At 67.4% G+C, this 18,217-nt stretch carries 22 protein-coding genes; 12 read left to right on the forward strand and 10 right to left on the reverse strand.

What is annotated here, in order from left to right:
• Positions 1 to 16: 16 nt before the first annotated feature.
• Positions 17 to 895 (reverse strand): hypothetical protein, encoded by an 879-nt coding sequence (locus tag ACWGL1_RS00460; RefSeq protein ID WP_452110854.1) that lies wholly within the window; start codon positions 893 to 895, stop codon positions 17 to 19.
• Positions 896 to 1,016: 121 nt separating this feature from the next.
• On the opposite strand from ACWGL1_RS00460, the gene ACWGL1_RS00465 reads away from it, so the two are divergent.
• The gene (locus ACWGL1_RS00465; RefSeq protein ID WP_343830967.1) at positions 1,017 to 2,162 is read left to right on the forward strand and encodes an acyltransferase family protein; all 1,146 of its coding nucleotides are present in this window, start codon (positions 1,017 to 1,019) and stop codon (positions 2,160 to 2,162) included.
• On the opposite strand, the gene ACWGL1_RS00470 is transcribed toward ACWGL1_RS00465, so the two are convergent.
• The 4 genes from ACWGL1_RS00470 to ACWGL1_RS00485 all read right to left on the reverse strand — a co-directional run bounded on the left by ACWGL1_RS00470 (position 2,159) and on the right by ACWGL1_RS00485 (position 5,055).
• Complete coding sequence (locus tag ACWGL1_RS00470; protein WP_291778094.1) at positions 2,159 to 2,542, reverse strand: VOC family protein; 384 nt, start codon at positions 2,540 to 2,542, stop codon at positions 2,159 to 2,161. The genes ACWGL1_RS00465 and ACWGL1_RS00470 overlap by 4 nt on opposite strands.
• A 159-nt stretch (positions 2,543 to 2,701) precedes the next feature.
• Positions 2,702 to 2,905 carry a cold-shock protein gene (locus ACWGL1_RS00475; RefSeq protein ID WP_121481316.1) on the reverse strand — a complete coding sequence of 68 codons (204 nt, stop codon included), beginning with the start codon at positions 2,903 to 2,905 and terminating at the stop codon, positions 2,702 to 2,704.
• 198 nt (positions 2,906 to 3,103) lie between these two features.
• Positions 3,104 to 3,928 carry an extensin-like domain-containing protein gene (locus tag ACWGL1_RS00480; protein WP_452110855.1) on the reverse strand — a complete coding sequence of 275 codons (825 nt, stop codon included), beginning with the start codon at positions 3,926 to 3,928 and terminating at the stop codon, positions 3,104 to 3,106.
• A gap of 14 nt (positions 3,929 to 3,942) precedes the next feature.
• Positions 3,943 to 5,055: a serine hydrolase domain-containing protein gene (locus ACWGL1_RS00485; RefSeq protein WP_452110856.1), complete on the reverse strand. Its 1,113-nt coding sequence runs from the start codon at positions 5,053 to 5,055 to the stop codon at positions 3,943 to 3,945.
• A 94-nt stretch (positions 5,056 to 5,149) separates the two neighbouring features.
• On the opposite strand from ACWGL1_RS00485, the gene ppk2 reads away from it, so the two are divergent.
• Together ppk2 and ACWGL1_RS00495 are read left to right on the forward strand one after the other, a co-directional pair.
• Positions 5,150 to 5,893 carry a polyphosphate kinase 2 gene (gene ppk2 / locus ACWGL1_RS00490; RefSeq protein WP_452110857.1) on the forward strand — a complete coding sequence of 248 codons (744 nt, stop codon included), beginning with the start codon at positions 5,150 to 5,152 and terminating at the stop codon, positions 5,891 to 5,893.
• 28 nt (positions 5,894 to 5,921) lie between these two features.
• Positions 5,922 to 6,686: a COG4705 family protein gene (locus ACWGL1_RS00495; protein WP_291778072.1), complete on the forward strand. Its 765-nt coding sequence runs from the start codon at positions 5,922 to 5,924 to the stop codon at positions 6,684 to 6,686.
• Between the two features lie 4 nt (positions 6,687 to 6,690).
• On the opposite strand, the gene ACWGL1_RS00500 is transcribed toward ACWGL1_RS00495, so the two are convergent.
• Positions 6,691 to 7,329 (reverse strand): hypothetical protein, encoded by a 639-nt coding sequence (locus ACWGL1_RS00500; RefSeq protein WP_452110858.1) that lies wholly within the window; start codon positions 7,327 to 7,329, stop codon positions 6,691 to 6,693.
• Positions 7,326 to 8,612 carry an acyltransferase family protein gene (locus ACWGL1_RS00505; protein WP_452110859.1) on the reverse strand — a complete coding sequence of 429 codons (1,287 nt, stop codon included), beginning with the start codon at positions 8,610 to 8,612 and terminating at the stop codon, positions 7,326 to 7,328. The genes ACWGL1_RS00500 and ACWGL1_RS00505 overlap by 4 nt, the downstream gene beginning before the upstream one ends.
• Positions 8,613 to 8,624: 12 nt before the next feature.
• Between ACWGL1_RS00505 and ACWGL1_RS00510 the strand changes: the two genes are divergently transcribed.
• Complete coding sequence (locus ACWGL1_RS00510) at positions 8,625 to 9,551, forward strand: LytTR family DNA-binding domain-containing protein (RefSeq protein ID WP_452110860.1); 927 nt, start codon at positions 8,625 to 8,627, stop codon at positions 9,549 to 9,551.
• Here the strand turns inward: ACWGL1_RS00510 and ACWGL1_RS00515 are convergent.
• Positions 9,515 to 10,711, reverse strand: a complete 1,197-nt coding sequence (locus tag ACWGL1_RS00515; protein WP_452110861.1) for an MFS transporter — start codon at positions 10,709 to 10,711, stop codon at positions 9,515 to 9,517. The genes ACWGL1_RS00510 and ACWGL1_RS00515 overlap by 37 nt on opposite strands.
• A 97-nt stretch (positions 10,712 to 10,808) precedes the next feature.
• Positions 10,809 to 11,024, reverse strand: a complete 216-nt coding sequence (locus ACWGL1_RS00520; protein WP_200167180.1) for a DUF4287 domain-containing protein — start codon at positions 11,022 to 11,024, stop codon at positions 10,809 to 10,811.
• 125 nt (positions 11,025 to 11,149) lie between these two features.
• Between ACWGL1_RS00520 and ACWGL1_RS00525 the strand changes: the two genes are divergently transcribed.
• From ACWGL1_RS00525 to ACWGL1_RS00550, 6 genes are all read left to right on the forward strand, one after another.
• Positions 11,150 to 12,169 carry a UbiA family prenyltransferase gene (locus tag ACWGL1_RS00525; RefSeq protein WP_452110862.1) on the forward strand — a complete coding sequence of 340 codons (1,020 nt, stop codon included), beginning with the start codon at positions 11,150 to 11,152 and terminating at the stop codon, positions 12,167 to 12,169.
• A 25-nt stretch (positions 12,170 to 12,194) separates the two neighbouring features.
• Positions 12,195 to 13,037 (forward strand): DUF3298 and DUF4163 domain-containing protein, encoded by an 843-nt coding sequence (locus tag ACWGL1_RS00530; protein WP_291778056.1) that lies wholly within the window; start codon positions 12,195 to 12,197, stop codon positions 13,035 to 13,037.
• Positions 13,038 to 13,211: 174 nt separating this feature from the next.
• Positions 13,212 to 14,513, forward strand: coding sequence for an adenylosuccinate lyase (purB, locus tag ACWGL1_RS00535; protein ID WP_452110863.1), 1,302 nt, complete (start codon positions 13,212 to 13,214; stop codon positions 14,511 to 14,513).
• A complete protein-coding gene (locus ACWGL1_RS00540; protein WP_452110864.1) occupies positions 14,513 to 15,244 on the forward strand; it encodes a 2OG-Fe(II) oxygenase in 732 nt (243 codons plus the stop codon). Before purB ends, ACWGL1_RS00540 begins: the two co-directional genes overlap by 1 nt.
• Before the next feature lie 2 nt (positions 15,245 to 15,246).
• On the forward strand, positions 15,247 to 15,735 hold the full coding sequence (locus ACWGL1_RS00545) for a DNA-deoxyinosine glycosylase (RefSeq protein ID WP_452110865.1): 489 nt from the start codon (positions 15,247 to 15,249) through the stop codon (positions 15,733 to 15,735).
• 117 nt (positions 15,736 to 15,852) lie between these two features.
• Positions 15,853 to 16,470 (forward strand): fasciclin domain-containing protein, encoded by a 618-nt coding sequence (locus ACWGL1_RS00550; RefSeq protein WP_343830946.1) that lies wholly within the window; start codon positions 15,853 to 15,855, stop codon positions 16,468 to 16,470.
• Between the two features lie 164 nt (positions 16,471 to 16,634).
• On the opposite strand, the gene ACWGL1_RS00555 is transcribed toward ACWGL1_RS00550, so the two are convergent.
• A complete protein-coding gene (locus tag ACWGL1_RS00555) occupies positions 16,635 to 16,958 on the reverse strand; it encodes a DUF1476 domain-containing protein (RefSeq protein ID WP_291778042.1) in 324 nt (107 codons plus the stop codon).
• Positions 16,959 to 17,219: 261 nt separating this feature from the next.
• Here ACWGL1_RS00555 and purC point away from each other — a divergent pair, with 261 nt between their 5' ends.
• Both purC and purS read left to right on the forward strand, forming a co-directional pair.
• The gene (gene purC / locus ACWGL1_RS00560; protein ID WP_291778039.1) at positions 17,220 to 17,978 is read left to right on the forward strand and encodes a phosphoribosylaminoimidazolesuccinocarboxamide synthase; all 759 of its coding nucleotides are present in this window, start codon (positions 17,220 to 17,222) and stop codon (positions 17,976 to 17,978) included.
• Positions 17,978 to 18,217 (forward strand): phosphoribosylformylglycinamidine synthase subunit PurS, encoded by a 240-nt coding sequence (gene purS / locus ACWGL1_RS00565; RefSeq protein ID WP_313041133.1) that lies wholly within the window; start codon positions 17,978 to 17,980, stop codon positions 18,215 to 18,217. Before purC ends, purS begins: the two co-directional genes overlap by 1 nt.

An 18,217-nucleotide genomic window follows, 5' to 3' on the forward strand; every position in this document is an offset into this window, starting at 1 on the left:
TGCCGTCCGGCGGGTCCTAAGGGTTCGCCGGTTTTCCCGCTGCGGCCGACGGCGTCATGACGACCGGCGCAGTGGGCGCCTGCCCCGTTTCCAGACCGTCGATATAGGCTAGCTGAGCCTTGGCGGATCGATCTTCAGGGTCCAACTTCAACGCCTCGTCATAGGCGGCGCGAGCTTCCGGCAACCGCTGCAGTTCGATCAGGCTGAAGCCCCCGCTGCGATGCAGAGCGCCGGCGTTCAGCAGGATGCGGACCGAATCGGACGCCAGCGCCTCGCTCGCCAGTTTGAGAGCTTCTTCATTGCGCCCGGCTGCCTGCAGAGCCGACGCTTTTTCCTTAATCAGCACCCAGTCGTCGGGCTGACGCGCCAGCCCCTGATCCAGCACGGCGATCGCCTCGTCCAGGCGCCTGCGTTCGACAGCCTCGCTGCCCAGCATCAGCGCGACAAGCTGGTAGACGTTGGGTTGCTGCCGCACCGTCACAGAGGACGCGCCGTCTTCCTGCGCCGCAACCTGAAGCATCGTCGCCGTCAGCACAGTCTCGCCGATTTCCAGCGTGCGCACGATCCACTCGTCGGCGTTCCGCTTTTCGACGTACGGGTAGATGGCCGGCGCGCGCGCCAAGGCACGCCTGAGCGCGGGGAGATGACGGTCCAGGCCTGCGTAACCTCGCGTCTGTATGTCGCGCATCGCCCGTTCCACCAGGTCGAAGTCCCGCTTCTCCTGCCCCGAAAGGTCGCCGCTCACGATATTCAACGTTACGGTCGGCCGCTCCTCCATCTTGGAAGAACCCTGGGGCGTCGAAACCTGCTGTGCGCGGACATCGCTCGGCGCCGAAAGAACTAGGGCCATGGCCAGGGCAGCCGCGCCGCCTATCCTTGCTGTAGCCGTCTTCATGATCGCCGCCTTGCTGACATACGAGCCTCGCCAATACATTACAACGTTACATCAAGGGCGATTAATCTTGCAATGGTCCGGCCCCGTTCCTGCATGGCTCGCCCGGAACAAGGGGGTCGCCATGCTGCAGGCCGTGTTTTCGTCCCGGAATGAACCGCCGCCGATCTCGCGCGGCGGATGGCTGGATGCGCTGCGCTTCATCGTGGCCGCCTTGATCATCCTGCATCACTTCCAGATGTCGGCGCCCGTTCCCCTGGCCGAGAGCCTCCATCCCGTGTTCGAACGGGGCGGCTTCCTGCTGACCAACTTCTTCCTGATCGACAGCGGTTATGTGCTAATGCGGGTCTACGGCCGCGCGGTCGGCTCGGGGAGGATGTCGAAGACTGACTTCTTCCTCAAGCGGGCCTTGAGGGTCTATCCGGCGCACCTGATCGTGCTGGGCCTGCTGGTCGCCCTGGTGCTGGCGGCGACGCTCGCCGGAAAGCCGCCCAGCCATCCCGAGTGGTTCGCCTGGGATCAACTGCCCGCCCAGGTCGCCCTGGTGCAGTCGTTCGGCGTGTACGGCGGCATCGGCTGGAACGCCCCGACCTGGTCGATCTCGGCCCTTCTGGGCTGCTATGTCGCCTTCCCCTTCGTGCTGCGCGGTCTCAGCCGGATCGGGCCGTGGACCGCGCTGGCCCTGGTCGTGGTCGGCTATCTGGCGGCCAATGAGCTGAGCTGGGCGATCCTGAAGTATCCCGTCTATCAGATGCCGCTGAACCTGGGCATTTGGCGCGCCCTGCCCCTGTTCATCCTCGGCATGGGGCTGGCCTGGTTCGCGCAAGGGGTGTGGATCAATCCGCGCGTCGCCGGTTGGGCCGGGGCGCTGGCCGCCGTCGCCCTGGCCGGGGTGCAGCATTTCGACAAGCACGCCCTGATCTCGCTGGTCTTCATCAGCCTCATCATCGTGGCGGCGGGCGCGGCGCCGGGCCGCAAGCCGTCGAAGCTGGTCGAACAGGCGGCCATGGTGTCCTTCTCCATGTTCATCTCCAACGAAGTGGTGCGCATCGCCTGGTTCGGCCTGGCCGAGGCCTTCGCGGACAAGCTGGCCCTGGGCGACGCCTGGCGCTGGGGCCTGTGGGGCCTGGGCGTGCTGGCCGCCTTCGTCTTCGCCTTCGGGCTGCACTATCTGATCGATCAGCCGATCCAGAACCGCATCCGCGCCTGGCTGAAGGCGCGGGGCCGCGAGAAGCCTGTCAGCCAGCCGGTCGTCTCGCTGGAGGGCTAGGCTGCGCCCGCTCCGCCGAACAGGTGCAGGATGTTGCCGTCCGGATCCTTGAACCAGGCCAGACGCAGCCCCCCGGCGACATGGATGTCTCCATCATGCTCCATGCCGTCGTAGCGCTCGAAGGCGACGCCCTTGGCCTTCAGATCGGCGACGATGTCGTCCACCTCCACGCCCACGTCCCAGACCACGGCGTTGGCCCGGTTGGTCCCGGCGAAGTCTGAGCGATAGACCGTCAGCCAGGTGGCGCCGGTGCGATAGCCCAGCACCCCGTCCATCCCGGTGTCCGCCAGATTCAGCCCCAGCACGTCCGAGTAGAAGGTCCGGGCGCGCTCCAGATCCTTCACCGCCACAATGGCCGAGGAATTCTTGTTCTTGAGCATGGGTCTCTCCTCTTCTGCTGAAGAGAAACCCCAGGCGCGCGGTTCGATCCCGCGTTCGACGCGGCCGAGCGGCCGCGTGCTGACAATCCGCCGACAAAAAAGACGCGAAGGTCGCCCTCCGCGTCTTCCTGTTTGATGAACCCGAAGGTCCGTCAGGCCTTAGAGGAGCTTGAGCTCCACAGCCGAGGTCTTGCCGCGCTGGGTTTCCAGCTCGTATTCGACCTTGGCGTTGTCATCCAGGCCCGCCAGACCCGCCTTCTGGACGGCGGTGATGTGGACGAAAACGTCCGAGCCGCCCGTGTCGGGTTGAATGAAGCCGTAGCCCTTGGTGGGGTTGAACCACTTGACCGTGCCGGTCGCCATATTGCGTCTCCGTAAACGCGCTTTGCCAGGCGGGCTTCCATGCAGGAGAGCCCGTCAGCCCATCTGGACAAGCTCGTTCAGGCGAAGGAGCGAGACGCGGGTTTGGACCCCACGTGAAATCCGGACTGCGGCGATGTTGTCACCCGACTATCCACAGCGGTCAACTGTAAAGCGAAACCGAACTGACAGTCGTTACAGTTAATTTCGCCGCCGCGCGCATACTCCCCGGCCCGCTGCGTCCAGGTGAAAGTGGTCGCGATGCGCAGCGTTGTAGTCCGGCGTCAGCACATTGCCGAACAGACGACATCCCCCGTCGCGCAAACGCCGAAGAAACGCCGCCCCGGCGGCCCCTGAAGGGCCCTGACCGTCCCAATCGGCGGCCAGCGTCGTCCGGCGGCCGTCCGATAGGCCCACGCCCGCCACGTCGAGCGCGTTGGCGCGCGCGTGCTGGCTGGGGCGCGCCGCCGTGTCGGCCGAGCCGTAGACGCGACGGCAGGCGTAGGTTCCCAGATTGTCGATCCGGACGGCCTCGGCGCCCATGATCTCGCGGGCGGCGGGACGGACGACCTCGCGATCCCACAACAGGAACCGCGCCGCCATGGGGCAGCGCATGGCCACGCCCGACGGGTCGAGGGGCGTCAAATCGCCGCCGGTCAGCCGCACCGCCCCCTGCACGACGCAGAACCCGCCGTCGTCGCGATCCGGCGCCCGCTCGACCGCGACGCCCGCCTGACGCAGCAGGGTGATGCAGCGCGTCGTGCCGGTCTCGACCTCGACGGCGGTCGCCGTCGGCGGCAGGTCCAGCGCCCGTATCTTTGCGGCCGTGGCGGCGCCCATGGGCAGGCGCAGGTCGAGCGGCTTCCACGGCAAATCCTGCGGCGGAGCCCAGGCGTCGATCAGGGCGAAGGCGCCGCAGGCGGCCAGGGCCAGCATCCACGCCTCGCTCCAGAGATCGGCCAGAGGGGTGGACGGCGGCGTGGACGGCGGGGGCTTGGACCTTGGCGGCGCGGAAGGGGAGGTCATCGCTGAGCCAATGCTCAGAGCGCGCGCAGGATCCCCATCGCCAGGGCCTGGCAGGCCGGGCCGCCGCGGCCCCCGTCGTTCGACAGGCCGAGCACGGCCCGACCGCCCGCCGGATCGACCAGAGCGATGGCGTGCCACAGGGTGTTGGAGCCTTCATGAGCGATCACGGGGCCTCTGGCCCAGGGCTGGGGCGGCAGGACGATCCAGCCGCAGGCGTAGGTCCGCCCCTCGCCCGGCGTGACCAGCCGCCGCACCGTCTCGGGCTTCAGCCAGCCGTCGCCTTCGGTCAGGAAGACCTTGAGGAAACGGGCGTAGTCGGCCGCCGTCATATGCACCGTGCCCGCGGGGCCCAGGGCGAGCGGATTATCCGATCCCGGATCGGCCGGGTCCGTCGCCAGGGCCGTTTCGCCCGTGCGGCGATGGCCCCAGGCGTTCGCTCCCCCGGAGACATTGGTCTCAGGAGCGCCGAAACCCGCCGAAGTCAGGCCCAGAGGTCCGAACACCTCGGCCTGCATGGCCTCTTCCCACGACCCGCCGGTGATGACCTCGATCGCCGCCCCGACCAGCACATAGTTGGCGTTGCCGTAGGCGAACGTCCCGCGCACGCCCGACGGCGGCGCAGACAGCGCCCGTTCGACGATGGCGCGGCGTTGCGTGGCCAGGGACCGGGGATCGGCGCGCGCCGTCATCAGCCAGGCCATCCCCATGACCGCCTCGTCCTTCAGCCCCGCCGTATGGGTCATGAAGTCGTCCAGCGTCGCTCCGTCCCAGCCGGCCTCGATGGTCAGGTCGGGAAAGACCTCGGCCAGCGGCATGGCCCAGCGCGCCCGCCCCTGCTCGACCAGACGGGCGAACAGGGCCGCCGTCATCGCCTTGGTGTTGGAGCCCAGGTGCCAGCGGTCGGCCAGCGTCGCCGGATCGTCTCGCCCCGCCCGCCGCACGCCCCGCACGCCGGACCAGACCAGGCCCTCGTCCGTCACGACGCCGCCCGCCAGGGCGACCGGCTTGACCGTGTCGAAGGCCGCGGTCAGGGCGGCGTCGAACGCCCCCTCCCCTTCCGCGCGCGCGACCGAAGGCGCGACGGCAGCCGCAGCGCCGACCGCCAGGACATGACGTCGATTGATCATTTCACGCTCCTTTGCGTTGCACCGTGAACGGCGAGGCTGGCGACGCCAGTGAATTCGCCGCAAGGTTCGCCGATCGCGACACAAGGACACGCCCATGGCCAAGGACGACTACGACGACATGCTGGAAGCCCTGCAGATCCAGATGGTCGAGACTCAGGCCTGGGCCATCGAACAGGGGCTGAAGGTCGTCATCGTCTTCGAGGGGCGCGACGCCGCCGGCAAGGACGGGGCGATCAAGCGCATGACCGAATACATGGCGCCGCGCCAGACGCGGGCCGTCGCCCTGCCCAAGCCGACCGATCGCGAGACGACGCAGTGGTATTTCCAGCGCTACGCCGCCCATCTGCCGGCGGCCGGCGAAATCGTCATCTTCAACCGCTCCTGGTACAACCGGGCCGGAGTCGAGCCGGTCATGGGCTTCTGCACGCCCGCGCAATACGAACGCTTCCTGCACGACGCCCCGCATTTCGAGCGGATGCTGACCCAGTCCGGGACCTTGCTGATCAAGCTGTGGCTGGACATCAGCCGCGACGAACAGGGCCGCCGTCTGGAGGAGCGCGTCGATCACCCGCTGAAGCGCTTCAAGGTCTCGTCTCTGGACGCCGAAGCCCAGGCGCGCTGGAGCGACTATTCCAAGGCGCGCGACGAAATGCTGAAGCGTACTCATGTCGACTATGCGCCCTGGACCGTGGTGGCGACCGACAAGAAGAAGACGGCGCGGCTGAACATCCTGCGCCATGTCCTGCGCCGCCTGAACCGTCCCGGCCTGGAGTGCCGCGAACCGGACCCGGACGTGGTCTTCCCCGGCGATGAGGCGCAAGGACGGCTGGCGGATTAGGACGCCTCACACCACGAGGAGATGGACCATGACGGAGCAGGAACGCCAGATTCTCAGCAAGGTCCCCGCCGTCACCCTGGGTTTCTGGATCATCAAGATTCTGGCGACCACGCTCGGCGAAACGGCGGGCGACACCGTCACCATGACGATGAAGCTGGGCTATCTGGCCGGAACGGTCATTTTCATGACCGTGCTGATCGTCCTGGTCTGGGGCCAGATCACGGCGAAACGGTTCCGCCCCTTCCTCTATTGGGCGACCATCATCGCTTCGACCACGGCGGGCACCGCCCTGGCCGATTTCGCCACCCGTTCACTGGGCATAGGCTACACAGGCGGATCGCTGCTGTTGCTGGCCTGCGTCCTGGCTTCCCTGGCCGTCTGGCGCTGGAGCACGGGGTCCATCTCCTCCGACACGATCAGCACGCCGCGCGCCGAGGCCTTCTACTGGCTGACGATCACCTTCTCGCAGACGCTCGGCACGGCGCTCGGCGACTGGACTGCGGACACGGGCGGCTTGGGCTATATCGGCGCCGCCCTCGTGTTCAGCGCCCTGCTGGCCGTCGTCGCGGGCCTCTACTTCTGGACCAAGGCGAACCGGGTCCTGCTGTTCTGGGCCGCCTTCATTCTGACCCGGCCGCTTGGCGCCACGGTCGGAGACTTCCTGGACAAGCCGCTGGATCACGGCGGCCTGGCTCTGAGCCGCCCGCTGGCGTCGGTTGTTCTGGCGGCGGCGATCGTGGCGCTTATTTTGCTTCTACCTCAACGCGCAGGACGGCACCCCGGCGAAGCCTGAGCGGCTAACCGCCGAACAGGCGCCGGTTCTTGTCGATGAAGGCGCGCATGGCCCGCACCAGCGGCCCGCCTCCGCGCCCCTTCAGATAGGCCCAGCCGGCGCCCGCCCCGATCAGGGCGCCGATGGAGTCGACGATCAGGTCCCACATGGTGTCGACCAGGCCGGACTTCTGGGTGTTGAGGCCGAACACCTGGTCCAGGGTGAACTCCCAGATCTCCCACAGGGCGCCGATGGTCACGGCGAAGCAGAAGGCGAAGAAGGCCACCGTCAGGGGCGCGGCCTTCAGCTGGCTGCCCTGCACCAGCATCAGCATCAGCAGGGCGCCGACCAAGCCGAAGGCCACGGCCGAACCGCCGTGCAACACTACGTCCCACCACCAATAACGCTCGTAGAAATCGCCCAGTTCGCCGAGGAACAGGGTGGCGCACAGGAAGACGGCGATGGCGGTGACGAAGCCGATCGGCAGATTCAGCCCGACGCGCGGCGCCAGCCAGAACGGGACGAGCGTCAGCAGGAAGGTCCCGGCGCCGACGAAGGTGACGCTGAACTCCCCCGTCAACAGGCCGCCGACAGCCGCGCCCAGCAGCACCAGCCAGGTCAGGACGAGCAGCCAGGGGAACGGGGCCTTCCTGCGTATCGTCATCCGTCCTGTCCGACCGGCTGCTGTTCTCGGGGCTCGAGCCTAACCGGACGATTCCGAGGCGCAAGCCCGGCGTTGCTCTTCACCCCCAGCACCAGGTCCAGCGGTCCCAGGCGACGCGCGACCTCATAGGCGGCCCAGCAGCCGCCGAAGGTGACGGCGATCAGCAGCCCCGCCTCCAGCCCCTGCGGCAGGCCCAGCTTCGACAGGTGGTAGGCCGCGACCACGGTGATCGTCTGGTGCACGATGTAGAAGCAGAAGACGCCGCCCGTCAGATAGCGCAGCCACGGCCCGCCCCGGTTCAGATAGCGCGCGCCATAGCCCAGCACCGCGGCGATGAAGGCCCACTGATCCAGCGCATAGACGAGGCGCATGGCGGCCCTCAGCGCTTCGGGCGGCGTTCCGCTGTCGCGATAGGTCCAGGCATAGGCGGCCCATCCCGCCCAGGCGCCCAGGGCCAGGATCAGCGCAGGTCGCCGCAGCCGCTCATAGGTCGCCTTCAGCACCGCCGAGCGGACGCTGAGAAAGCCGAACAGGAAGGCGCTGAACGACACCGCGTGGTTGTACCAGTCGTCGGTCAGGGCGTGGGTCGTCGGGAAGATGCGCGCCAGGGTCCAGCGCAGCAGGAACAGCCACAGCACCGGCCAGATCAGCAGGCCCCAGCCCTTCAAGGCGCGCTCCAGCCCGGACTGGATCACGGGCAGCAACCCCCGCCCGAACGCCAGCAGGCCCGCCAGCACCAGACTGTAGACGAACAGATAGGCCACGAACCACATGTGGTTCCACGTCGGCGTGATCAGGCAGCCGTCGGCGTCGCACCAGCCGCCGGACGCCGTGGCGTATTTCACCCAGAAGTCAGCCAGCCAGGGCGAACGCGCCGGTTCGACAACGCCCAACCCCGAAGCCGCCTCGACCACCTCGTAGTAGGACTGCGGCGGCACGATCACGAACATGGCGAACAGCAGCGGCGGCAGCAGCCGCCAGGTGCGCGATCCGGCGAAACGGCGCGCGGCGCCCTTTCCCTCGCGTTCGAAACTGTCGAACAGGAATCGCGTCGCCGCGCCCGAGACCAGGAACAGCAGGGTCAGCCGCCAGGGGTTGGTCAGTTGCATCACCGGCTCCAGCCATTCGACCGGCCGGGGGCTGTTCACATGCCAGTCCCAGGGCACGTAGAACATGCCGACGTGGTAGAGGATCAGCAGCATGAAGGCGCCGACCCGGATCCAGTCCAGGTCATGGCGGCGCAGGATTGCCGGGGTTTCGGATGCGAGGGGTTCTGAGGACATGGACGACCTGAAATGACGGAAACGACGCCATCCGCCGTGCCTGAGGCGCCCCGCGCCCGGCAAGGCGCAGGGGCCGTCCGGTCAGACTCGAGGGCCGGACCGCTGGCGCCAGGGACGAGCGGCGCGTCCGCCGGGACGAACGGGGCGGACCGGCGCGACCTGCTGACCGGCGCGCCGATCATCATCGCCGTCACCCTGGGCTTTCTCGTCGTCAACGCCCTGACGGTTCAGGCCGACTGGCCGAGCCTGCGGTCATGGGCGCCCTGGGTGTGGGAAGGATCGAGCGCCCTGGCCCTGGCGTTGCTGATCTGGCTGCCGTGGATGGCGGCCGCCGCCGCGCCGACAGACCTGTTGCACGACGGCTGGCGCGCGCGAGGGCGGTTCCTGGCCCTGCACCTGGGCGCCGTCTGCCTCTACAGCCTGCTGCACGTCCTGATGATGGTGGCGATGCGGCACGGCGTCTACGCCCTGATGGGCGAGGTCTATGACTATGGCCCGCCCGTCGAGCGCTTCGTCTATGAACTGCGCAAGGATCTGCTGAGCTACACCCTGTTCGTCGGGACCTTCTGGGGCGTGCGCGGCCTGCGCGAGGCGCGCGAGACGCCGCTGCGGCCCGTCAGCTTCGACATCCGCGACGGAGCGCGGCTGATCCGGGCGCCGCTGAACGACATCCTGGCCGCAACCTCGGCGGGCAACTACGTTGAGTTCGTCCTGGCCGACGGGCGCAGGCCCCTGATGCGCGTCACCCTGGCGGCGGTCGAGGGCGAACTGGCGCGCTTCGGCTTCGTGCGAACGCACCGGGGCTGGCTGGTCAATGCCGCGCGGATGACCGGACTGCGGCCTGAAGGATCAGGCGACTGGACGGTGGAGTTGGGCGCCCTGGACGTCCCGCTGTCGCGTCGTTACTCCGAGGCGCTGGAGCGGCTGCGCGCCGCCTGAAGCCGCACCCACCCCGCGATGCCCAGGGCGCAGACAAGGCTCAGCACCGCGCCGACCGCAAAGGTCGCCTGCGGCCCGAAACCGTCCCACAGCAGGCCCGCCGCCACATTGCCCGCCAGGGCGATCAGGCCCGAGATCAGGGCGAAGAGGCCGAACGCCGAGCCGCGCAGATGGGCGGGCGCCGCATCGGCGATCAGGGTCATCAGCAGGCCCTGGGAAAAGCCCATGTGCAGGCCCCACAGGGCCACGCCCAGATAGAAGACGACCTGATCGCTCGCCAGCGCCAGCGCCACATCGGCGGCGGCCAGGAAGACCAGGCTGAGCAGCAGCAGGGAGGTGCGGCCGATGCGGTCCGACAGCGCCCCCACCGGGAAGGCCGCAAGACCGAACACCAGGTGCAGCAGGACGATGGCCGCCGGCGCGAAGGCGGCGGGGACGCCGACGTCCAGCCCCTTCATCAGCAGGAAGGACTCGCTGAACCGCGCCAGGCCGATCACCGCCGTCAGGGCGATCATGGTCCAGGTGGCGGCGTCCAGACGCAGCGCCCCCTTCAGGCTGGGCGGCTTCCTGGCGCCCTCGTCGGGACGCGGCGGGTCGGACACGCCGCCGACCAGCAGGGCCACGGCCAGGAAGGCGGGGATGGAGGCCAGCCAGAACACCGCCTTGATGTCGTTCGCCAGCACCACCATCAGCCCGATCGCCAGCAGGGGGCCGACGAAGCCTCCGACCGTATCCAGCGATTTTCTCAGGCCGAAGGCGCGTCCACGAATGTCCGGCGGCGTCACCGCCGCCACCAGGGCGTCGCGCGGAGCGGTGCGGACGCCCTTGCCGATCCGGTCCACGCCCTTGGCCAGCAACACCCCCTCGACCGAGGCCGCCAGAGGGAAGATCGGCTTGGACAGGGCCGCCAGCCCATAGCCCGCGACCGCCAGCCACTTGGGCCGCGAAATACGATCCGACCAGAAGCCCGACAGGAACTTCACCGCCGTCGCCACGACGACGGAAAAGCCTTCGACCAGACCGATCATCACCGCCGAAGCGCCCAGCCCCACCACCAGATAGATGGGCAGAAGCGTCTGGATCATCTCCGACGAGACATCCATCAACAGGCTGACGAGGCCCAGAATCCAGACGCTGCGGGGGATGGAGCTGCGAGCCATTCGCGCCCAGTGGCGGATACGGCGCTCACTGTCCAGCCTGGGCCGCAAACTTCATAAATCTGAGACTTCGCCTTTCCGCCAGATGGCGGTCAGAGCGCTATTTCAGTCCGTCTTCCGCCAGGGTGTGCGCCACAAGGGCGTTGGCGTGGCCGTGTCCCATGTCGTGCTCGTCCTTCAACATGGCGACCAGTTCCATATGCTTGGCCGGATAGCCGGCGCGAATCTCCGCCTTCCACTCGGCGACGGGGCGGCCGTACTTCTTCTCGATGGAGGGGAAATAGGACGCTGGGCCCTTGATCGGCGCTTCGGTCATCGGCGGCTCGCTTCTGTCTGGTTGCGAGTAAAGGCGGTGCGGCGAGCCGATGCAACCGTCTGGAGAGACGCCGGTTCGAAGCCCCCTCTTCACCCGCAGCGTCATCAAGGTCTAAGACGGTCGGCATGAACACAGCCCCGCTTCCCGACGCCGCCGGCCAGAACTGGGTCGACCGTCATGCGCCCGAGCGTCTGAAGCCCTGGCTGAAGCTGGGCCGCTTCGACCGGCCGATCGGGACGTGGCTGCTGCTGCTGCCCGGCTGGCAGGGGATCATGCTGGCGCTGAACCAGTATGACCGGCCGTTCGGCGGCTATGAGCTGTGGCTGATCGTCGGCTTCGCCGTCGGCGCCGCCCTGATGCGCGGTGCGGGCTGTGCGGTGAACGACATCGTCGATCGTGACTTCGACGCCCAGGTGGCGCGCACCGCCCTGCGCCCCATTCCGGCGGGCCAGATCAGCGTCAAGCAGGCCTGGGCCTTCGTCGGCGGCCTCAGCCTCATCAGCCTGTGCATCCTGCTGACGATGAACCTGACGTCGGTGCTGCTGGGCGCCCTGTCGCTGGGGCTGGTGGCTGCCTATCCCTTCATGAAGCGCATCACCTGGTGGCCGCAGGCCTGGCTGGGCCTGACCTTCAACTGGGGCGCCCTGCTGGGCTTCGCCGCCGCGACGGGCGGGCTGTTCGCGCTCGGCTGGCTCTATGTCCTGAGCGTGAAGGCCAGCGGGGACAGCTATTGGATGGCCGAGAGCCTGAACCGCATGGGGAACCTCGCCCTGTCCGCGGGCCTGCTCTACGCGGGCGGCGTCTTCTGGACCCTGGGCTACGACACCATCTACGCGCTTCAGGACATCGAGGACGACGTCATGGCCGGGGTGAAGTCCTCGGCGCGGGCGCTGGGCGGCAAGGTGAAGGAAGGCGTGGCCGTCTTTTACACCCTGGCCGTGGCCCTGGCGGGCGCGGCGGGCTACGTCGCCGGTCTGGGGCCGGTCTTCTATCTCGGTCTGGCGCTCTACGCCCTGCATTTCGTCTGGCAGGTGCGGCGGCTGCAGCCGGACGATCCGAAACTTTCCCTGCGTCTTTTCAAGTCGAATCGCGATGCGGGGTTGATCCTTCTGGCCGCCATCGCGTTCAACGGCCTAGCTTTCTGATCGAACCGTTCCAAAGGAGCCCGGCATGATCCCTTCGCGCCCCCTTCGCGTCCTTCTCGTCACCGCCGCCGTCGCGGCCTCGCTCGCCGCCTGCCAGCGCAATGAGAAAAAGGACACGCCCGCCGCGCCGGCCGCCTCCGCCCACGCCGTCGAAGGGCCGCTGAAGTACGACAGCGCCACGCCCTACGCCAAGGTCAGCCTGAGCCTGCCCGAGGCCGTGCTGTCCTATCCGGCGCTCTACACCCCGCTGTACCGCGACGAGGTGGCCAAGCTGAAGGAATACGCCGAGGGCGCCCAGGCCGACCGCACCGAGGCCGGATCGCCCGAAGGCATGCCCCCCTATGAGAAGACCATCGTCTACGGCGCCCCGATCGAGACCGGCCGCCTGTTCAGCCTGATGCGGACCGACTTCGACTATTCGGGCGGCGCCCACCCGAACACGGTGGCCACCGGCCTGCTGTGGGACAAGGCCGAGACCCGCCGCATCGCCGCGTCCGACCTGTTTGCGGATCGGGCCGACACGACGAACCTGGAGCGCGCCCTCTGCCAGGCGGTGAACACCGCCAAGACCAAGCGCCCCGGCTCCACGCCGGTCTCGACCACGGGCGACATGTGGGCCTGCCCCAAGCTGAAGGACGTGGCCGTGACGCTGGCGCCGGGCACGGTTCCGGGCAAGGCGGGCGGCCTGACCTTCCTGCTCGACGCCTATGCGGTCGGCCCCTATGTCGAGGGCGCCTATTATCTGACCCTGCCGCTGTCGGCCTTCCAGAGCGCCCTGTCCCCGGAATACGCGGGCGAATTCCAGGGCGAGCCGACCAAGGCGGGCGACGTCACCGACGACCTGCGGCTGAAGGCGCCCGCCGCCTGATCCGCGATCCGTCCTGTCTCTTGAGGAAGGCGTCGATCAGGGGATCGGGATGACGCCCCCCTGTCCGGCCCTTCCTGCGACTGGCTTCGCCGACCGCCCTCCCCCTCACGGGGGAAGAAGGATTGGAGCACCCCGTCTTGACTCACCGGCCCTCTCGCCCGACACGACCGGTCCATGATCACGCGCTATTCCCGCCCCGACGCCGTCGCCATCTGGTCGCAAGAGACCAAGTACAAGATCTGGTTCGAGATCGAGGCCCACGCCGCCACCAAGATGGCCGAGCTGGGCGTGATCCCGAAGGAATCGGCCGAGGCCATCTGGGCCAACGGCAAGGACGCCACCTTCGACGCCGACCGCATCGACGAGATCGAGCGCACCACCAAGCACGACGTCATCGCCTTCCTGACTCACGTCGCTGAAATCGTCGGCGAGGAAGCCCGCTTCCTGCACCAGGGCATGACGTCGTCGGACGTGCTGGACACCTGTTTCGCGGTGCAGCTGGCGCGCTCGACGGACCTGCTGCTGGGCGGCGTCGACCGGGTGCTCGCCGCGCTGGAGGCCCGCGCCAAGGAGCACAAATACACCCCGACCGTCGGTCGCTCGCACGGCATCCACGCCGAGCCGGTGACCTTCGGCCTCAAGCTGGCCGGCTATCACGCCGAGTTCCAGCGCGCCAAGCGCCGCCTGATCACCGCCCGTGAAGAGATCGCCACCTGCGCCATCTCGGGCGCCGTCGGCACCTTCGCCAACGTCGATCCGGCCGTCGAACAATACGTCGCCGATCAGATGGGCCTGGCCGTCGAGCCCGTCTCGACCCAGGTCATCCCGCGCGACCGCCACGCGGCCTATTTCGCCGCCCTGGGCGTCGTCGCCTCCTCGGTCGAGCGTCTGGCCGTCGAGATCCGCCACCTGCAGCGCACCGAAGTCCTCGAAGCCGAGGAGTTCTTCGACAAGGGTCAGAAGGGCTCGTCGGCCATGCCGCACAAGCGCAACCCGATCCTGACCGAGAACCTGACCGGCCTGGCCCGTCTGGTCCGTTCGGCCGTCACCCCGGCGATGGAGAACGTCGCCCTGTGGCACGAGCGGGACATCAGCCACTCCTCGGTCGAGCGCGGCATCGGCCCGGACGCCACCATCCACCTGGACTTCGCCCTGCACCGTCTGGCGGGCGTGATCGAACGTCTGAACGTCTACCCCGAGAACATGCAGAAGAACCTCGACCGCCTGGGCGGCCTGGTCTTCTCGCAACGGGTCATGCTGGCCCTGACGCAGGCCGGCGTCTCGCGTGAGGACGCCTATGCGGCGGTTCAGGAGAACGCCATGAAGGTCTGGCGCGGCGAGGGCGTCTTCATCGACTTCCTGAAGGCCGACCCGCGCGTCACCCTGCCCCACGACCAGTTGGAGGCCCTGTTCGACCTCGGCTACCACACCAAGAACGTGGACGTGGTCTTCGACCGGGTGTTCGGGAGGCGCTGATGGACGGCCCGGCGATCCGCATCAACCCGAAGATTGACATCGGACAAGCGGCCGACGCCTTCAAACGCGACGGCTTCGTACAGATAGACGAAATCTTCGAGCCTGCGGTGGCCGAACACCTTCTTCACCTCCTCGAGACCCGTATCGATTGGGATCTGGTCTTCCAGGGCGAGGACGGTCGGCCGAGCCTGTTCAACCAGACCCAAGCCAAAGCCGCCGGAAACGAGGAGCTTCGGCGACGCTTGGCGACGATGATGACGAAGGCAGGCGCCGCCTACGGCTTTCTGTATCTGACCTACCCACTCATAACGGCCTATCTGAGCGGGCGAGACTCTGGTCACCCCATTCACAGGCTCACTGAGTTCCTCAATGACGAGTTTGTTCGGCTGGGCGTCGCGATCAGCGGGCAGTCGGAGATCGTGAAAGCCGACGGGCAGCTTACGCGTTATCGGCCCGGCGACTTCATCGGCCTGCATAATGACATCGGGGCTGAACGGAGCGATCGCCTGATCGCCTATACTTTAGGGCTGACACGGCATTGGCGTGCGGACTGGGGCGGCCAGCTCTTGTTCCATGACGACGCAGGGGACGTCTCCCGAGGCTTCGCGCCGCGATGGAACACCCTGACGCTTTTTCGCGTCCCTCAGAACCACTCCGTTGCGCCGGTAGCGGCTTATGCCCAGGGCGCGCGGCTGTCCGTGGTCGGCTGGTTTCGGAACGCAGGCGCCTGATCATGCGCGCGGTCGGCTTCGCGCCTGTCGTTGATGATCGCACCCAGCTTCTCATCCTCGGCAGTCTTCCGGGCGACGCCTCGTTGAGGGCGGCGCAATATTACGCCCATCCGCGCAACGCCTTCTGGCGGCTGATCGGGAGCGTGACCGGCGTCGAGCTGACCGCCCTGCCCTATGAGGCGCGGTTGGCCGCCTTGCTGGCGCGTCACGTGGGTCTTTGGGACGTGATCGCCTCGGCCGAGCGCAAGGGCAGTCTGGACGCCGCCATCCGCACGCCCGAGGCGGCCGATCTGATCGCCCTGACGCACCGCCTGCCCGACCTGCGGGCGATCGCCTTCAACGGCGGAACCGCCGCGCGACACGGACGGCGCATCCTGGAAGGCGCGACGACCGCCGCCCTGATCGACCTGCCGTCGTCCAGTCCGGCCCACGCCCGCGCCTTCGAGGAAAAGCTCGCCCATTGGCGGATGCTCGACCCCTATCTGAGCTGAAGGTTCACGCCCGACGCCTGAAAATTTGAACCCGCTCGCATCCTTTTGCGTATCTGGGCCGTATCCCTTCCACCGGGGCCATGTCGTCCCGTGCGCCGCTATCGAAGGAGAGACGCCATGAATATCCGCATTGCAGTACTCGCCGTATCCAGCGTCGCCGTCTTGACCCTGGCCGCCTGCGGTCAGAACGACGGCAAGAAACAACCGTCCATGATCGAGGGCCCCACGCCTTCGGCCGTTCCCGCCACGACCGAACCCATGGTCGGCGGCGCCGCGATGAATCCTTCCGACAACCTGGTCGCCAACGCGTCCAAGGCTCCCAACCTGACCACCCTGGTCAGCGCACTTCAGGCCGCCGGCCTGACCGAGCGCCTGCAGGGCCCCGGCCCCTTCACGGTCTTCGCCCCTGACAACGCCGCCTTCGACAAGATTCCCGCCGCCACGCGCGAGAGTCTGATGCAGCCGGCCCAGAAGGCTGAACTGACCAAGATCCTGACCTATCACGTGGTGCCGGGCCGTTTGACCGCCGCCGATATCGCCGCCCAGGCCCAGGCCAACGGCGGAACCGCGACCCTGACCACGGTTCAGGGCGAGAAGCTGACGGTCAAGGACGCCGGCGGCGGCCAGTGGCGGATCACCGACGCCAAGGGCGGAACCTCGACCATCACCCAGGCCGACATCGCCCAGTCAAACGGCGTGGTCCACGTCGTGGACACGGTGCTGATGCCGAAATAGGCGCCGGATCGAACCGAACCGATCGAACTGATAGGCCTCAGGCGCGTTGATCAGATGCGCCCCGGCGCCTCCGGTCACCCCCGTTTCCCCGGCGGGAGGCAGATCGAAGAAGGGCCGCAACCGTCGCCGGTTGCGGCCCTTCTGTCATCGGGTGGCGATGCGCCCTATTCGCCGGCGCGGATCTGTTCGCGCGCGATCGAGGCCAGTTCGTCCATCTTGGAGCGAAGCTCGCCCTCGGACACCGTCATGCCCGAGGCCTTGAAGTCGCCGGCCACCTTGCGGAAGACGTCTTCCTCGCCCGGCTGCTCGAAGTCGGCGCGGACCACGGCGGCGGCGTATTGCTCGGCGCTTTCGGTCGACAGGCCCATCTTCTCGGCCGCCCACAGGCCCAGCATCTTGTTGCGACGCGCGATGGCCTTGAATTCCTGTTCCTGATCGAGGGCGTACTTGGCCTCGAAGGCCTGTTCCCGATCGTCGAAGGTCGTCATGCGCGTCGTAACTCCAGTCACGGGCCAGTCTCGCCCGCAAACGGCTCTATGGCCCCCGGCGCGAGCGAACGCAACCAGACTTCGGTCGCGGATGCTGACGCAGGGTCGCTTCAGGATATTTGTGTCACAGACGCCCTTCGGTTAAAGGGCGCGTGGTTCTATTAGAGCCGCCGTCGATTCAAGGACCGCGCCGCCCCGACCTTCGGGCCGCGCGTTTTTCGTTTTGAGGCCGTCCGTTTCCTTCCCGTCCGGGACCCGAAGATGAACACCAAGCGCAAGAAGCTCTACGAGGGCAAGGCCAAGATCCTGTACGAAGGGCCTGAGCCGGGCACGCTGATCCAGTATTTCAAGGACGACGCGACCGCCTTCAACGCGCAGAAGAAGGCGACCCTGGAAGGCAAGGGCGTCATCAACAATCGCATCAGCGAATTCATCATGTCGCGCCTGAACACGATCGGCGTGACCAACCACTTCATCAAGCGTCTGAACCTGCGCGAGCAGCTGATCCGCGAAGTCGAGATCATCCCGCTGGAAGTCGTCTGCCGCAACGTCGTCGCCGGTTCGCTGGCCCAGCGCCTGGGCCAGGAAGAGGGCACGCCCCTGCCCCGTTCGATCATCGAATTCTACTACAAGAAGGATGAACTGAACGACCCGATGGTGACCGAAGAGCACATCACGGCGTTCAACTGGGCCACGACGCAGGAACTGGACGACATCCTGGCCATGACGGTGCGGGTGAACGACTATCTGTGCGGCATGTTCGGCGCCGTCGGCATCACCCTTGTGGACTTCAAGATCGAGTTCGGCCGCGTGTGGGAGAACGACTTCAGCCGCGTCATCCTGGCCGACGAAATCAGCCCCGACTCGTGCCGCCTGTGGGATTCGACCACGGGCGAGAAGCTGGACAAGGACCGCTTCCGCCGCGACATGGGCGACGTCATCGAAAGCTACACCGAGGTGGCCCGCCGCCTCGGCATCATGAAGGACATGCCGACCGTGATTCAGGGAGGGCTGCATTAATGGCCAAGGTTAAAGTTCACGTCTTCCTCAAGCCCGGCGTTCTGGACGTTCAGGGCAAGGCCGTCGAAGGCGCCCTGCAGGGTCTGGGCTGGAACGGCGTCGCGAACGCCCGCGTCGGCAAGCTGATCGAGTTCGACCTCGACGACGCCGTCGCCGACAAGGAGGCCGAGGTGAAGCGCATGTGCGACACCCTGCTGGCCAACACGGTCATCGAAAGCTACCGGATCGAAGTCGCCTGA

The sequence above is a fragment of the Brevundimonas sp. NPDC055812 genome (genome assembly GCF_053616535.1).

Bases quoted from the DNA above. Each gene is read 5' to 3' on its own strand.
- ACWGL1_RS00460 (WP_452110854.1), bottom strand. From the start codon at position 895: ATGAAGACGGCTACAGCAAGGATAGGCGGCGCGGCTGCCCTGGCCATG.
- ACWGL1_RS00495 (WP_291778072.1), top strand. From the start codon at position 5,922: ATGACGGAGCAGGAACGCCAGATTCTCAGCAAGGTCCCCGCCGTCACC.
- purS (WP_313041133.1), top strand. From the start codon at position 17,978: ATGGCCAAGGTTAAAGTTCACGTCTTCCTCAAGCCCGGCGTTCTGGAC.
- ACWGL1_RS00470 (WP_291778094.1), bottom strand. From the start codon at position 2,542: ATGCTCAAGAACAAGAATTCCTCGGCCATTGTGGCGGTGAAGGATCTG.
- ACWGL1_RS00510 (WP_452110860.1), top strand. From the start codon at position 8,625: ATGACGGAAACGACGCCATCCGCCGTGCCTGAGGCGCCCCGCGCCCGG.
- purC (WP_291778039.1), top strand. From the start codon at position 17,220: ATGAACACCAAGCGCAAGAAGCTCTACGAGGGCAAGGCCAAGATCCTG.
- ACWGL1_RS00525 (WP_452110862.1), top strand. From the start codon at position 11,150: ATGAACACAGCCCCGCTTCCCGACGCCGCCGGCCAGAACTGGGTCGAC.
- ACWGL1_RS00545 (WP_452110865.1), top strand. From the start codon at position 15,247: ATGCGCGCGGTCGGCTTCGCGCCTGTCGTTGATGATCGCACCCAGCTT.
- ACWGL1_RS00530 (WP_291778056.1), top strand. From the start codon at position 12,195: ATGATCCCTTCGCGCCCCCTTCGCGTCCTTCTCGTCACCGCCGCCGTC.
- purB (WP_452110863.1), top strand. From the start codon at position 13,212: ATGATCACGCGCTATTCCCGCCCCGACGCCGTCGCCATCTGGTCGCAA.
- ACWGL1_RS00520 (WP_200167180.1), bottom strand. From the start codon at position 11,024: ATGACCGAAGCGCCGATCAAGGGCCCAGCGTCCTATTTCCCCTCCATC.
- ACWGL1_RS00500 (WP_452110858.1), bottom strand. From the start codon at position 7,329: ATGACGATACGCAGGAAGGCCCCGTTCCCCTGGCTGCTCGTCCTGACC.
- ACWGL1_RS00480 (WP_452110855.1), bottom strand. From the start codon at position 3,928: ATGACCTCCCCTTCCGCGCCGCCAAGGTCCAAGCCCCCGCCGTCCACG.
- ACWGL1_RS00485 (WP_452110856.1), bottom strand. From the start codon at position 5,055: ATGATCAATCGACGTCATGTCCTGGCGGTCGGCGCTGCGGCTGCCGTC.
- ACWGL1_RS00465 (WP_343830967.1), top strand. From the start codon at position 1,017: ATGCTGCAGGCCGTGTTTTCGTCCCGGAATGAACCGCCGCCGATCTCG.
- ACWGL1_RS00515 (WP_452110861.1), bottom strand. From the start codon at position 10,711: ATGGCTCGCAGCTCCATCCCCCGCAGCGTCTGGATTCTGGGCCTCGTC.
- ACWGL1_RS00555 (WP_291778042.1), bottom strand. From the start codon at position 16,958: ATGACGACCTTCGACGATCGGGAACAGGCCTTCGAGGCCAAGTACGCC.
- ACWGL1_RS00505 (WP_452110859.1), bottom strand. From the start codon at position 8,612: ATGTCCTCAGAACCCCTCGCATCCGAAACCCCGGCAATCCTGCGCCGC.
- ACWGL1_RS00550 (WP_343830946.1), top strand. From the start codon at position 15,853: ATGAATATCCGCATTGCAGTACTCGCCGTATCCAGCGTCGCCGTCTTG.
- ACWGL1_RS00475 (WP_121481316.1), bottom strand. From the start codon at position 2,905: ATGGCGACCGGCACGGTCAAGTGGTTCAACCCCACCAAGGGCTACGGC.
- ppk2 (WP_452110857.1), top strand. From the start codon at position 5,150: ATGGCCAAGGACGACTACGACGACATGCTGGAAGCCCTGCAGATCCAG.
- ACWGL1_RS00540 (WP_452110864.1), top strand. From the start codon at position 14,513: ATGGACGGCCCGGCGATCCGCATCAACCCGAAGATTGACATCGGACAA.